Source organism: Streptacidiphilus rugosus AM-16 (assembly GCF_000744655.1).
In the GTDB taxonomy this organism is placed as follows: domain Bacteria; phylum Actinomycetota; class Actinomycetes; order Streptomycetales; family Streptomycetaceae; genus Streptacidiphilus; species Streptacidiphilus rugosus.
In genome coordinates, this window is the sequence record NZ_JQMJ01000004.1 from 1,930,370 (window position 1) to 1,944,036 (window position 13,667).

The window sequence follows — 13,667 nt, forward strand, 5'->3', positions numbered from 1 at the left end:
AGGCATGGCGCTGATGACCGCCGTCGAGCAGCCCACTTCGGGGCCCTCGTGGGACGAGCTGCTCCGCATGTTCCACGAGGTGGACCAGTCAGCGCCAGAAGGCTGTCGCGCCGAGTTGATCGAGGGGGAAATCCTTGTGACCCCGCCGCCGGACGGCGACCACGAGACTGTCAGCGCCGAGGTCGTCCGGCAGTTCATCTCGAACTCGGAGCTCACGGTGCTCGTCCTGGCCAACAAGGGCCTCGTCGTTCCCGGCGGCCGGTTCATTCCGGACGGCACGGTCTGCGCGCGGGAGGCCTTCCGCCACGCGCGCCCATGGGCTCCCCCCACTGGGGCGCTGCTGGTGTACGAAGTGACGTCGACGCGCCCCGACAAGGACCGCACGGCCAAGCGCCGTGGCTACGCCGCTGCGGCGATCCCCTGCTATCTGCTGATCGACCGGAGCACCGCAACGGTCACCCTCTTCACGGAACCGAAGGGTGCGGACTATCGCGTGCGTGTCGAAGTCGAGTTCGGACAGGCGTTGGGCCTCCCCAAGCCGTTCGGCTTCGACCTGGACACCTCGGTCTTCGAGTAGGTCTCACCCCCGGCGCCGGATCCCGTACCAGCCGAGGGTCAGAGCGGCGGCGATGGGGACGACGAGGGCGATGGTCCAGCGGCCGACGGCGCCGCCGGAGACGCCCATCTCGATCACGACGAAGGCCAGGAAGCCGATCGTGGCGATCTCGATCCACGGCGAGGCACCCAGCCGGAATGCCGGGCGGACGACGTGGCCCGCCCCGGCGCGGCGGACGAAGAGGATGTGGCAGACCATGATCATGACCCAGGTGCTGATCACGCCCAGCGCCGCGATGTTGACCACGATCTCGAAGGCCTCGCCCGGCAGCCAGGCGTTGAGGCCGACGCCGACGAGCGCCGCGCCCGCGGTGAGGAAGATGCCGCCGTAGGGCACCTGGGTGCGGCTCATCCGGCCGGTGAAGGCGGGAGCGGAGCCGGCCGCGGAGAGCGAGCGGAGGATGCGGCCGGTGGTGTAGAGGCCCGAGTTGAGGCTCGACATGGCGGCGGTCAGGACCACCGCGTTCATGATCCCGCCGATGCCGGGCAGGCCGATCTTGGAGAAGACCGTCACGAAGGGGCTCTCGCTCGCCGAGTAGGCCGTCCACGGGAGCAGCAGCACCAGCATGACGATGGAGCCGACGTAGAAGAGGGCGATCCGCCACATGATGGAGTTGACGGCCTTGGGCACGACCTTCGCCGGCTCGGCGGTCTCCCCCGCCGTGACGCCGACCATCTCGACGGCCGCGTAGGCGAAGACGACGCTCTGCAGCACCACGATCATCTGCACCACGCCGCGCGGGAACCAGCCGCCGTTGTCGGTGATCATGTGCAGGCCCGGCTGCTGCCCGTCGATCTGGTGCTGCGAGGCCAGCAGCACCACCCCGACGACCAGGAACAGCACGATCGCCGCCACCTTGACGATGGCGAACCAGAACTCCATCTCGCCGAAGAGCCGCACCGAGATCAGGTTGATGGACAGCACCACGGCCAGCGCGACCAGGGCCAGCACCCACTGCGGGATCGCGGCGAACGCACCCCAGTAGTGCACGTACAGCGCGACCGCCGTGATGTCGGCCATGCCGGTCGTGGACCAGTTCAGCACGTACATCCAGCCCGCGACGTACGCGCCCTTCTCGCCCAGGAACTCCCGCGCGTAACTGACGAACGAGCCGGAGGAGGGCCGGTGCAGCACCAGCTCCCCCAGCGCCCGCACCACGAAGAAGGCGAAGAGGCCCGCCACCGCGTAGGAGATGGCGAGCGAGGGGCCGGCCTTGGCCAGGTTCGCCCCGGCGCCCAGGAAGAGGGCCGGTGCCGATCGCGCCGCCGATGGCGATCATCGAGATATGACGCGGCGCCAGGGTCTTGGCGTAGCCGGAGTCCCCGTCGTCGTCGAGTTCGACGTCGACGAATCCGCCCTGGGTGATCGTGGGGTCCTGACTCACTGCGGTGGCACCTTTCGCTTCAGCGCTCGCTGCGCAGGTCGAGCTGGCGGATGACGCGGTCGACCAGTTCGGGGTCCGCGCCCGGTTCCATCCGGGCGATCTGCATCTCCTCGCGCGAGGCGGCGAGCATGTCGGCCTCGATCCTTCGGAAGGTCGTGAAGACCTTGATCCGCTTCTTCCACTCCTCGCGCTGCTGCTCGTCGTAGATGTCGGGGCGGCTGCGGGCCAGCCGGTCGGTCTGGCGCTGCTTGAGCCGCTCGACCAGGTCCTCGGGCAGCTGCTCGTCCGCGGCCAGCTGTTTCAGACGCAGCAGGCCGGCCTTGGTCGCGCGGAACCAGAGCCGGCGCTCCTCGTGGTCCTCGGCGTCCTGGTCGCGGCCGAGGCCGAGCCAGCGGACCACCAGCGGCAGCGTCATGCCCTGGAAGAGCAGCGTGAAGAGGACCACGGAGAAGGCGATGAAGACGATCTCGTTGCGCATCGGGAACTCCGCGCCCCCGTGCACGGTGAACGGCACGGCCAGGGCCAGCGCCACCGAGGCCACCCCGCGCATCCCCGACCACCACAGCACCACCGACTCGCGCCAGCCCAGCGGCGCCGCGTCCTCCCTGCGACCCAGCCGACGGTCGAGCCGGTTGGTGAACCACGCCCCCGGCAGCAACCACAGGAAGCGCACGCCGACCACGACCACGATCACCAGGGCCGCGTCGCCGACCATCGACGGCCAGCCCCGGCCGACCTCGCGCAGGACGCTGGACCACTCGAGACCGATCAGGCCGAAGGCCATCCCCGAGATGAGCAGCTCGACCACGTCCCAGAAGGCGGAGCCGACCAACCGGTAGCTGACATCGTCCGCGCCGACCGCCTGGTCGTTGATCCACAGCGAGCAGACCAGCACCGCCAGCACCCCGGAGCCGTGCGCCTTCTCGGCCAGCTCGTATACCGCGAAGGGCACCAGCAGGCTCAGCGCCACCTGCAGCGTGGCGTCGCTCAGCAGCGCGATGACCTTGCCGCTCAGCCAGCCGATGCCGACCCCGAAGACGACGGCGAGCACCGCCGACAGCACCAGCCGCAGCACCGCCTCCAGGGTGGAGAACTCCCCCGAGACCACGGCGTCGATCGCCAGGCCGTAGACGACCAGCGCAGTGACGTCGTTGAAGAGGCCCTCGGTCTCCAGGATGCCCATCAGGCGGCGCGGCAGACCGACGCTGGCCGCGACCGCGCCGGCCGCGATCGGGTCGGGTGGGGAGATCAGGGCGCCCAGCGCCACCGCGGCGGCGACGGGCATCGCCGGGGTGATCCAGTGCATCGCGCCGGCCACCGCGGCCGTGGTCACGACCACGAGCGCGACGGCCAGCAGCATGATGACGCGGACGTTCGCCTTGAAGTAGCGCATGGTGGACCGCTGGGCCGCCGCGTAGATCAGCGGCGGGAGCACCAGCGGCAGGATCAGGTCCGGTTCCAGGCTGATGTTCGGCACGAACGGCAGCAACGCGAAGACGATGCCGATGATCGTCATGATCACCGGCTGCGGAACCCGGATCCGCTCGGCGAGCGGCGTGGTGACGATGGCGCAGAGAAAGACGGTGAACAGGAGGGTCAGCTGCGCCACATGGTCATCATGTCAGACGTTTCGTCATACTCCGGTGCGGAATGCCCGCGTCGGGGTATTCCTCGCCGAAGGCGACATAGCCCAGCTTCTCGTAGAAGCCGAGCGCCTGGGTCTGCGCGTGCAGCTCCAGTTCGGCGCCGCCTTGCGCGCGCCCCGCCTCCTCGATCGCCAGCACCAGCGCCGCGCCGAGACCGGTGCCGCGGGCACGCCTGCTGACGGCGAGTCGGCCCAGCAGCACGACCCCCTCGCGGCCGGTCTGGGTGAGCGCCTGCGGGCCGTGGATCAGCCGCCCGGTGCCCAGCGGGGCTCCGTCCCCGGCGCGGGCGATCACATGGACGGAGGTCGCGTCCAGCTCGTCGTACTCCAGCTCCGGCGGCACGCCCTGCTCGACGACGAAGACCTCGTGCCGGACCGCGCGCACGTCGGCCATGTCGGCGTCGGTTGCGACGGCGATCACGACACCGGCGTCAGCTTTCGGCACTGATGATCTCCAGGGCTCGGGCCAGGTCGGCCGGGTACTCGCTGCTGAACTCGACCCACTCGCCGGTGCCGGGGTGCTCGAAGCCGAGCGAGACGGCGTGCAGCCACTGCCGGGTCAGGCCGAGGCGCTTGGCCAGCGTCGGGTCGGCGCCGTAGGTGAGGTCGCCGACGCAGGGGTGGCGCAGCGCGGACATGTGGACCCGGATCTGGTGGGTGCGGCCGGTCTCCAGCTTGATGTCCAGCAGCGAGGCGGCGCGGTAGGCCTCGATCAGGTCGTAGTGGGTCACCGAGGGCTTGCCGCCGGCGACGACCGCCCACTTCCAGTCGCTGCTGGGGTGACGGTCGATCGGGGCGTCCACGGTGCCGGACAGCGGGTCCGGGTGGCCCTGGACCAGCGCGTTGTAGCGCTTCTCCGGGACACGGTCCCGGAACTGCTGCTTGAGCGAGGTGTAGGCGCGCTCGGACTTGGCGACGACCATCAGGCCCGAGGTGCCGACGTCCAGCCGGTGCACCACACCCTGGCGCTCGGCCGCGCCGGAGGTGGAGATCCGGTAGCCCGCTCCGGCCAGGCCGCCGATCACGGTCGGTCCGGTCCAGCCGGGGCTGGGGTGCGCGGCGACGCCGACCGGCTTGTCGACCAGGACGAAGTCCTCGTCGTCGAAGACGATCTTCATGTCGTCGATCTTCTCGGCGACGATCTGCACCGGCGCCGGCGGCGCGGGGATCTCGACCTCGAGCCAGGCTCCCGCCATCACGCGCTCGGACTTGCCCACCGCCGTGCCGTCGACGGTCACCTTGCCGTCCGCGGCCAGCTCGGCCGCCTTCGTGCGGGAGAAGCCGAACATACGGGCGATCGCGGCGTCGACGCGCTCGCCTTCGAGGCCGTCGGGCACGGGCAGGGCGCGGATCTGGGGAACGGTGCTCACCGTAACGAGTATGCCGGACCGCGGCGCCTCCTCCGGCCCGCACCCACGCAACGGGTCGGATCACCCGTTATCGGATTTTGACATAGCTGTGCACGTGAAGCGCTGTTCAGGGGTGAGAGGATGCGGTCTCAATTCAGGGGGGAGCGCGCCGCATAACGCTGTGCAGCCCGTGACCTCGTGCTCATGATCCCGCAGGAGGACAACCCTCATGGCCCGTTCCCTCTCGCAGCGCCTGCTCGCCGCCGGCGCGGTCGTCGCTGCCGGCTCGCTGCTCCTGACCGGCTGCGGCAGCTCCAAGATCGGCGGCAACTCGGGTGCGGCCCCCGACGCCACGCAGTCCGTCAACGCCGAGGGCACGGACGCCGCGCTGGTCGCCATGGTCCCCGCGGACCTCAAGGCCAAGGGCACCGTCACCATCGCCACCGACTCGACCTACGCGCCCTCCGAGTTCAAGGACGCCGGCGGCAACATCGTCGGCATGGACATCGAGCTCGGCAACGCGATCATGAAGAAGCTCGGGCTCAAGGCCAACTGGCAGAGCGCCGACTTCTCCAGCATCCTCGTCGGCATCACCGCCAAGAAGTACGACCTCAGCTTCTCCTCCTTCACCGACACCAAGGACCGCGAGAAGCAGGTCGACATGGTCCAGTACTACAACGCGGGCGAGGCCATCGCCACGCTGACCGGCAACCCGGACAAGCTCACCGGCAACGCCGCCGACCTGTGCGGCATCAAGGTCTCCGTCCAGACCGGCACCACCGAGGCCGACGAGATCAAGAACACCATCAACCCCGCCTGCAAGAAGGCCGGCAAGCCCGAGGTCCCCAACAACGGCGACCAGTTCAACGCCCAGACCGACGCCACCTCCGCCCTGATCGCCAAGCGCGACCAGGCCATGATGGCCGACTCCCCGGTCATCGACTACGCCGTCAAGCAGAGCAACGGCCAGCTCATCAAGATCGGCCAGGACTACAACACCGCCCCCTACGGCATCGCGCTCCCCAAGGGCGACGGCCAGCTCGCCCAGGCCGTCCAGGGCGCCATCAAGGACATCATCGCCGACGGCACCTACACCCAGATCCTGACCAAGTGGGGCGTCGAGTCCGGCGCGCTCACCGCGGACAAGGTCCTCATCAACGCCGCCGCCAGCTGACCGCTCCCCGCGCTCCCCACGTAAGGCATAGAGAATCGTGACGATTCCTCAAGACGACGCGCCCCCGGTCCGGGGGCGCCCGGAGGAGATCCGGGCCGTCGCGGTCCGGCACCCCGGCCGCTGGGTGGCCATCGCCGTGATCGCGGTGCTCGCGGCCATGTTCGCGCACCTGCTGATCACCAGCAGCGTCCTGCACTGGGACGTGGTCGGCCAGATCTTCACCTACCCCACGGTGATCGCCGGCCTCGGCCGGACGATGCTGCTGACCGTGCTGGCCATGGTCATCGGCATCGTCGGCGGCATCGTGCTCGCCGTCATGCGCCTGTCGGGCAACCCGGTTCTGTCCGGGGTCTCCTGGATCTACATCTGGGTCTTCCGCGGCACCCCCGTCCTGGTCCAGCTCTACGTCTGGAACTTCCTCGGCGCGGTGGTCCCGAAGATCGGCCTCGGCATCCCGTTCGGTCCGACCTTCGTGTCGTGGAGCTACAACGACCTGATCGGGCTGTTCACCGCCGCCGTGCTGGCCCTCGGCCTGAACGAGGCCGCCTACTTCGCGGAGATCGTCCGCGCGGGCATCCAGTCGGTCGACGAGGGCCAGAGCGAGGCGGCGTCCTCGCTGGGCCTGAACCGCGGCCAGACGCTGCGCCGGATCGTGCTGCCGCAGGCCATGCGGGTCATCATCCCGCCGGCCGGCAACGAGACCATCTCCATGCTGAAGACCACCTCGCTGGTCTCGGCGATCTCGCTGGAGGACCTGACCCGCGCCGGCCAGGACATCGCCTCGCGCACCTTCTACGAGATCCCGGCCCTGGTCGCGATCAGCCTCTGGTACCTGCTGATCACCTCGATCCTCTCGATCGGCCAGTACTACGTCGAGCGCTACTACTCGCGCGGCACCAACCGGATCCTTCCGCCCACGCCGTGGCAGAAGGTCAAGACGAACGTGTTCAGCCTCAAGCGCGTCGGAGGCACGGCATGACCATCGAACCCATGGTCCGCGCCGAGCAGGTGCACAAGTCCTACGGACCGGTCGAGGTGCTCAAGGGCATCGACCTCCAGGTGCAGCAGGGGCAGGTGTTCTGCCTGGTCGGTCCGTCCGGCTCGGGCAAGTCGACCTTCCTGCGCTGCATCAACCACCTGGAGAAGATCAACGCCGGCCGCCTCTACGTCGACGGCGAGCTGGTCGGCTACAAGGAGAAGGGCGGCAAGCTCCACGAGCTGCCCGACCGCGAGGTCGCGCTCAAGCGGCGCGACATCGGCATGGTGTTCCAGCGCTTCAACCTCTTCCCGCACAAGACCGCGGTGGAGAACATCATCGAGGCGCCGGTCCAGGTCAAGGGCGTCCCCAAGGCGGCCGCCCGCGAGCACGCCATGGAACTGCTGGCCAGGGTCGGCCTGGCCGACAAGGCCGGCAACTACCCCTCCCAGCTCTCCGGCGGCCAGCAGCAGCGCGTCGCCATCGCCCGCGCACTGGCGATGGAACCCAAGCTGATGCTCTTCGACGAGCCCACCTCCGCCCTCGACCCCGAACTCGTCGGCGACGTCCTCGACGTCATGCGGCAACTCGCCGAGGACGGCATGACCATGATCGTGGTCACCCACGAGATGGGCTTCGCCCGCGAGGTCGGCGACTCCCTCGTCTTCATGGACGACGGCATCGTCGTCGAGTCCGGCCACCCGCGCGAGGTCCTGACCAACCCGCAGCACGAACGCACCCAGGCGTTCCTCTCCAAGGTCCTCTGAGCGGACACACGACGAAGCGCCCGGCAGCTCGGCTGCCGGGCGCTTCGTCGTGGCCGGTTACCTGTCGCGCTGGACGGTGCCGTCCGGGTTGGTGCCCAGGAAGGAGAGCAGCACGACCAGGATGCCGCCGCAGACGATGGCCGAGTCGGCCAGGTTGAAGACGGCGAAGTGCTTGACCGAGATGAAGTCGACGACCTCGCCGCGGAACAGGCCGGGCGAGCGGAGGATCCGGTCGGTCAGGTTGCCGAAGGCGCCGCCCAGCAGCAGTCCCAGCGCGATCGCCCAGGGCAGGCTGTAGAGCTTGCGGGCCAGCCGGCTGATGACCACGATGACCGTCGCCGCGATGAGCGTGAAGACGACCGTCATCGCCGCGCCCATGCCGAAGGCCGCGCCCGGGTTGCGGATCACGGCGAGCTGGACCCAGTCGCCGACGATCCGGATCGCGTCCTTGTGCTCCAGCCGGGCCACGACCAGCAGCTTGCTGCCGAGGTCGAGGAGGTAGGCCAGCAGCGCGACGCTCAGCAGCACGCCGATCCGGCGCTTCCTGCGCACGGGTGCGGCCTCCTCCGGTGCGGCCTCGTCGAGTGCGGCCTCGTCGAGTACGTCTGCCGTCGCAGGCTCCAGGGACTCAGCGGCGTCGAGCGCCTCGGCCTCGGCGTCGTGGTGACCGTGGGTACTGATGATGCGCTCCGCGTGACCGTGTCGAGTGGGGCTTTCGCCGTCGAGGGTACGGCACGCGTCGGTCCCGGCGCGGCCAGGGGCGACACCGGGACCGCACGGTCGTGTCCTGGGACGGGGCCTAGTAGCGGCGTTCCTGCTTCTGCTTGCACTCCACGCAGAGCGTGGCGCGCGGGAAGGCCTGGACCCTGGCCTTGCCGACGGCCTTGCCGCAGGACTCGCAGAGGCCGAAACCGGTGCTCGCGATGCGCAGCAGCGCCCGCTCGGTCTGGGCCAGCATGTCGCGCGCGTTGGCGGCCAGGGACAGCTCGTGCTCGCGCGAGATGTTCTTGGTGCCGGCGTCGACCTGGTCGTCGCCCGCGCCGTCGCCGGAGTCCCGCATCAGGCCGCTGACGGCCGCCTCGGACGCCTGGATCTCGGCGCGCAGCTCCGCGGCCTCGGCGGTCAGCTCCGCCTGCAGCTCGCGGACCTCCTCCGCGGTCCACGGATCCTCTCCCTGGCGGACCGGAAGCGAGGCCGGGTCCGTGCGGGCGCCCGTGGCCTGGTGCGTCCGGGTGGCGGCCGTGGTCTTGTTACGCGTCACGATGCTCTCCCCCGGGTCGCCCACGGACACTCCGGTGCGGCGTGTCCCGCCGGCCCCGCTCCTTGCCTTGTCCGCCATTCCCTCGACCCCTTCGTGCATGACTGGCCGGCTCTGTTCGGTGCCGGAACGATAATGCGTGGCGAATGCCACCACAACGGGACATACCGGAGTTTGCCCCTCCACTCGCCTGCCTGCACCAGCGACTTCTTCGCTGCGCACCTTCTATGACGAACGGACGAAGGAAGTTGTGCCCAGAACGTGACGCGATAATCGCCATCCGTGTTCGTTACCGGCGCGTCACCACGTCAGGGGCGCGCGGGGGGTCGCTCGCAATGGACGAGAAATCGCCGCCGCGATCCCTATAGACTGCTCGGCAGCAAGGCGTGGATGGGGACGAGTACCGCCGCACGCAGCCACGAGAGACCCGGGGACGGTGGAAGCCCGGGGGTGTGCGCAGCGGGAACATCACCCCGGAGCCGCCGGAGGAAAGGCCCTGTGCGCGCCGTCGGCGCGGCCGGACCGAGTAGAACCGGCCGCTGCCCCAATGAGGGGGCCGTACGAGGCTTGTACGGCCAAGGAGGGTGGTACCGCGGGACGCGTCGCGTCTCGTCCCTCCGTCGGAGACCGCACTTCTCGAAGAAGACGCCGCCCGCCGGAGGAAAGCAATGTCTGCGCAGTACCGCGCCGTCCCCGCCCAAGTCGACCTGCCCGCGCTCGAGCACCAGATCCTCTCCTTCTGGCAGGACAACAAGATCTTCCAGCGGAGCCTGGAGCAGTCCGAGGGCCGTCCCGAGTGGGTGTTCTACGAGGGCCCGCCCACCGGCAACGGCAAGCCGGGCGCCCACCACATCGAGGCCCGCGTCTTCAAGGACCTCTTCCCGCGGTACCGGACCATGAAGGGCTACCACGTCGCCCGCAAGGCCGGCTGGGACTGTCACGGCCTGCCGGTCGAGCTCGCCGTCGAGAAGGAGCTCGGCTTCTCCGGCAAGCAGGACATCGAGGACTACGGCATCGCCGAGTTCAACGAGAAGTGCCGCGAGTCGGTGACCCGCCACACCGACATGTTCGCCGAGCTCACCACGCGGATGGGCTACTGGGTCGACCTGGACGACGCCTACCGCACCATGGACCCGGACTACATCCAGTCCGTCTGGTGGTCGCTCAAGCAGATCTTCGACAAGGGCCTGCTGGTCCAGGACTTCCGCGTGGCCCCCTGGTGCCCGCGCTGCGGCACCGGCCTGTCCGACCACGAGCTGGCCCAGGGCTACGAGACGGTCGTCGACCCCTCCGTCTACGTGCGCTTCCCTCTGACCGGCGGTCCGCTGGCCGGCCAGGCGTCGCTGCTGGTGTGGACGACGACCCCGTGGACGCTGGTCTCCAACGTCGCCGTCGCCGCGCACCCCGAGGTGACCTACGTGGTCGCCACCGACGGCTCCGAGCGGGTCGTCGTGGCCGAGCCGCTGGTGGAGAAGTCGCTGGGCGAGGGCTGGACCGCGACCGGCGAGCGCTTCACCGGCGCCGAGATGGAGCGCTGGACCTACCGGCGCCCCTTCGAGCTGGTCGAGGTGGAGGCCGTCGAGGGCGGCACGCACTACGTCGTCAACGCGGACTACGTCACCACCGAGGACGGCACCGGCCTGGTCCACCAGGCCCCGGCCTTCGGCGCCGACGACCTCGCGACCTGCCGGAACTACGGCCTGCCCATGGTCAACCCGGTCCGCGCCGACGGCACCTTCGAGGAGGGCGTGCCGCTGGTCGGCGGCGTCTTCTTCAAGAAGGCCGACGAGGCGCTCACCGCGGACCTGAAGGACCGCGGCCTGCTCTTCCGGCACGTCCCCTACGAGCACAGCTACCCGCACTGCTGGCGCTGCCACACCGCGCTGCTCTACTACGCACAGCCGTCCTGGTACGTGCGCACCACGGCCGTCAAGGACGCCCTGCTGCGCGAGAACGAGCGCACCAACTGGCACCCGGAGACGGTCAAGTACGGCCGCTTCGGCGACTGGCTGAACAACAACATCGACTGGGCGCTCAGCCGCAACCGCTACTGGGGCACCCCGCTGCCGATCTGGCGCTGCGAGGACGACCACCTCACCTGCGTCGGTTCGCTGGCCGAGCTCTCCGAGCTGACCGGCGCCGACCAGAGCGGCCTCGACCCGCACCGGCCGTTCATCGACGCGGTCACCTTCGGCTGCCCGGCCGAGGGCTGCGGGAAGACCGCCGTCCGCGTGCCCGAGGTCATCGACGCCTGGTACGACTCGGGCTCGATGCCGTTCGCGCAGTACGGCTACCCGCTGAAGAACCAGGAGCTGTTCGAGAAGCGCTACCCGGCGCAGTTCATCTCCGAGGCCATCGACCAGACCCGCGGCTGGTTCTACACGCTGATGGCGGTCGGCACGCTGGTGTTCGACAAGTCCTCCTACGAGAACGTCGTCTGCCTGGGCCACATCCTGGCCGAGGACGGCCGCAAGATGTCCAAGCACCTGGGCAACATCCTCGAACCGATCGAGCTGATGGACTCCAACGGCGCGGACGCGGTGCGCTGGTTCATGGCGGCCGGCGGCTCCCCCTGGTCGGCACGGCGCGTCGGCCACGGCACGATCCAGGAGGTCGTCCGCAAGACGCTGCTGACCTACTGGAACACCGTCGCCTTCCAGGCCCTCTACGCCCGCACGGCCGGCTGGGCGCCGTCCGCGGCCGACCCGGCCCCGGCCGACCGCCCGGCGCTGGACCAGTGGGTGCTGAGCGAGCTGAACACGCTGGTGCGCGAGGTGGACGCGGCGCTGGAGGCGTACGACACCCAGCGGGCCGGCAAGCTGCTCTCCGGCTTCGTCGACGACCTCAGCAACTGGTACGTCCGCCGTGGCCGCCGCCGCTTCTGGCAGGGCGAGCCTGCCGCGCTGGCGACCCTGCACGAGGCGCTGGAGACGGTCACCCGGCTGATGGCCCCGCTGGTCCCGTTCATCACCGAGCGGGTCTGGCAGGACCTTGTGGTCCCGGTCGTCCCCGACGCCCCCGAGTCGGTGCACCTGGCGGCCTGGCCGGTCGCGGACGAGACGCTGATCGACGCCGACCTCTCCCGCCGGATGGCGCTGGTGCGCCGCCTGGTCGAGCTGGGCCGCGCCACCCGCGCGGACTCCGGCGTCAAGACCCGCCAGCCGTTGTCGCGGGCGCTGGTCTCGGCGCAGGGCTTCGAGGACCTGCCGCAGGAGCTGCTGGCGCAGGTCGCGGAGGAGCTCAACGTCAGCGTGATCGAGTCGCTGGCGGAGGTCGGGGGCTCCCTCGTCGACACCACCGCCAAGGCGAACTTCCGCGCGCTGGGCAAGCGCTTCGGCAAGGGCGTCCAGGACGTGGCCAAGGCGGTCGCGGCGGCGGACGCGGCGGCGCTGTCCGCGTCGCTGCGCGCCACGGGCACCGCGTCGGTGGTCATGGGCGGGGAGACGGTGGAGCTCACGCCGGACGAGGTGATCATCACCGAGACCCCGCGCGAGGGCTGGGCCGTGGCCAACGAGTCCGGCGCGACGGTCGCGCTCGACCTGCACATCACCCCGGAGCTGCGGCTCGCGGGCGTCGCCCGCGACGCCATCCGGCAGGTGCAGGAGGCCCGCAAGAACTCCGGTCTGGAGGTCGCCGACCGCATCGTGCTGCGCTACGCGGCGACGACGGACGAGACCGCGGCAGCCCTCAGCACGCACGGCGCGCTGCTGGCGGACGAGGTCCTCGCCACGGACTTTGCGGCGGGCGAGCCGGACTGGGCGGATCCGACGGCCTTCTCGGACGAGTCCCTGGGCCTGACCTTCTGGCTCCGGAAGGCCTGACTCCCGTGACGGACATTCAGGTCCTGCGCGCGGCCGACCGCGTGGCCAGTCCCTGGAAGAACGGCGGCGGCGTGACCCGCGAGGTCGCGTCGTCGCCGTCCGGCGAGGCCGGCTTCGACTTCGACTGGCGCGTCTCCCTGGCGGACGTCGCCTCGGGCGGCCCGTTCTCGTCCTTCCCCGGCGTGGACCGGATCATCACGGTCGTCGACGGCGACGGCATGGCCCTCACCGTGGACGGCGTCGAGACGGTCGTCTCCGAGCGCTACCGCCCGTTCGCCTTCCCCGGCGACGCGGCGACGGACTGCCGCCTGCTGGGCGGCGCCCTGGTCGACTTCAACGTGATGACCCGCCGCGGCGCCCTCTCCGCGGAGGTCATCATCGTCACGGCGCGCACCCCGCTTCGCGGCAAGGCTCTCGCCATCCTCTTCGAGGGCACGGCGACCCTCGCGGGCACCACCCTCGCCCCCCTCGACGCCGCGCTCATCGCCTCCGGCACGGACGTGACCCTCGACGTCGAGGGCGTCGCCTGCGTCGTGACCTTCTCCTAGCGAGCCGGTTGCCCTCCCCCAGGGGGCGCGGGGAACTGCGCGAGAAACCACCGTGTGCGGATGGCCCTTCGCGCCCCGGGCCATCTGCTCGCCGGTGGCTTGTCGCGCAGTTCCCGGCGCCCCTGAACT

Annotated in this window: 11 protein-coding genes and 1 pseudogene; 6 read left to right on the forward strand and 6 right to left on the reverse strand. The window is 70.1% G+C overall.

Going from position 1 to position 13,667, the window contains the following annotated elements:
- Positions 1–13: 13 nt before the first annotated feature.
- Entirely contained in the window at positions 14–577 is a 564-nt protein-coding gene (locus tag BS83_RS17890) for a Uma2 family endonuclease (RefSeq protein WP_037609292.1), read from the forward strand.
- Positions 578–580: 3 nt separating this feature from the next.
- Here the strand turns inward: BS83_RS17890 and BS83_RS17895 are convergent.
- From BS83_RS17895 to BS83_RS17910, 4 genes and pseudogenes are all read right to left on the reverse strand, one after another.
- Positions 581–2,000: pseudogene (locus BS83_RS17895) on the reverse strand (amino acid permease).
- Between the two features lie 19 nt (positions 2,001–2,019).
- Entirely contained in the window at positions 2,020–3,609 is a 1,590-nt protein-coding gene (locus BS83_RS17900) for a Na+/H+ antiporter (protein ID WP_037604765.1), read from the reverse strand.
- A 7-nt stretch (positions 3,610–3,616) separates the two neighbouring features.
- On the reverse strand, positions 3,617–4,039 hold the full coding sequence (locus tag BS83_RS17905) for a GNAT family N-acetyltransferase (RefSeq protein WP_051945425.1): 423 nt from the start codon (positions 4,037–4,039) through the stop codon (positions 3,617–3,619).
- A 37-nt stretch (positions 4,040–4,076) separates the two neighbouring features.
- Entirely contained in the window at positions 4,077–5,015 is a 939-nt protein-coding gene (locus BS83_RS17910) for an RluA family pseudouridine synthase (protein ID WP_037604768.1), read from the reverse strand.
- 208 nt (positions 5,016–5,223) lie between these two features.
- On the opposite strand from BS83_RS17910, the gene BS83_RS17915 reads away from it, so the two are divergent.
- The 3 genes from BS83_RS17915 to BS83_RS17925 are packed head-to-tail and all read left to right on the forward strand — an operon-like array spanning position 5,224 to position 7,911.
- Positions 5,224–6,168, forward strand: a complete 945-nt coding sequence (locus BS83_RS17915) for an ABC transporter substrate-binding protein (RefSeq protein WP_051943257.1) — start codon at positions 5,224–5,226, stop codon at positions 6,166–6,168.
- 37 nt (positions 6,169–6,205) lie between these two features.
- Positions 6,206–7,147, forward strand: coding sequence for an amino acid ABC transporter permease (locus BS83_RS17920; protein WP_232248397.1), 942 nt, complete (start codon positions 6,206–6,208; stop codon positions 7,145–7,147).
- A 2-nt stretch (positions 7,148–7,149) separates the two neighbouring features.
- Positions 7,150–7,911: an amino acid ABC transporter ATP-binding protein gene (locus tag BS83_RS17925; protein ID WP_157597538.1), complete on the forward strand. Its 762-nt coding sequence runs from the start codon at positions 7,150–7,152 to the stop codon at positions 7,909–7,911.
- Between the two features lie 57 nt (positions 7,912–7,968).
- Here BS83_RS17925 and lspA read toward each other — a convergent pair whose 3' ends face one another.
- Positions 7,969–8,595: a signal peptidase II gene (gene lspA, locus BS83_RS17930; protein ID WP_084713635.1), complete on the reverse strand. Its 627-nt coding sequence runs from the start codon at positions 8,593–8,595 to the stop codon at positions 7,969–7,971.
- A gap of 115 nt (positions 8,596–8,710) precedes the next feature.
- A complete protein-coding gene (locus BS83_RS17935) occupies positions 8,711–9,172 on the reverse strand; it encodes a TraR/DksA family transcriptional regulator (protein ID WP_051945427.1) in 462 nt (153 codons plus the stop codon).
- A 665-nt stretch (positions 9,173–9,837) separates the two neighbouring features.
- Between BS83_RS17935 and ileS the strand changes: the two genes are divergently transcribed.
- Both ileS and BS83_RS17945 read left to right on the forward strand, forming a co-directional pair.
- Positions 9,838–12,990: an isoleucine--tRNA ligase gene (gene ileS / locus BS83_RS17940; protein ID WP_037604771.1), complete on the forward strand. Its 3,153-nt coding sequence runs from the start codon at positions 9,838–9,840 to the stop codon at positions 12,988–12,990.
- 5 nt (positions 12,991–12,995) lie between these two features.
- Complete coding sequence (locus BS83_RS17945; RefSeq protein ID WP_037604773.1) at positions 12,996–13,538, forward strand: HutD/Ves family protein; 543 nt, start codon at positions 12,996–12,998, stop codon at positions 13,536–13,538.
- The last annotated feature ends 129 nt before the right edge of the window (positions 13,539–13,667 follow it).

What these genes read in the sequence shown, in the direction of transcription:
- BS83_RS17915 (WP_051943257.1), top strand. Translation starts at nt 5,224, where the DNA reads ATGGCCCGTTCCCTCTCGCAGCGCCTGCTCGCCGCCGGCGCGGTCGTC.
- BS83_RS17905 (WP_051945425.1), bottom strand. Translation starts at nt 4,039, where the DNA reads ATGGCCGACGTGCGCGCGGTCCGGCACGAGGTCTTCGTCGTCGAGCAG.
- ileS (WP_037604771.1), top strand. Translation starts at nt 9,838, where the DNA reads ATGTCTGCGCAGTACCGCGCCGTCCCCGCCCAAGTCGACCTGCCCGCG.
- BS83_RS17890 (WP_037609292.1), top strand. Translation starts at nt 14, where the DNA reads ATGACCGCCGTCGAGCAGCCCACTTCGGGGCCCTCGTGGGACGAGCTG.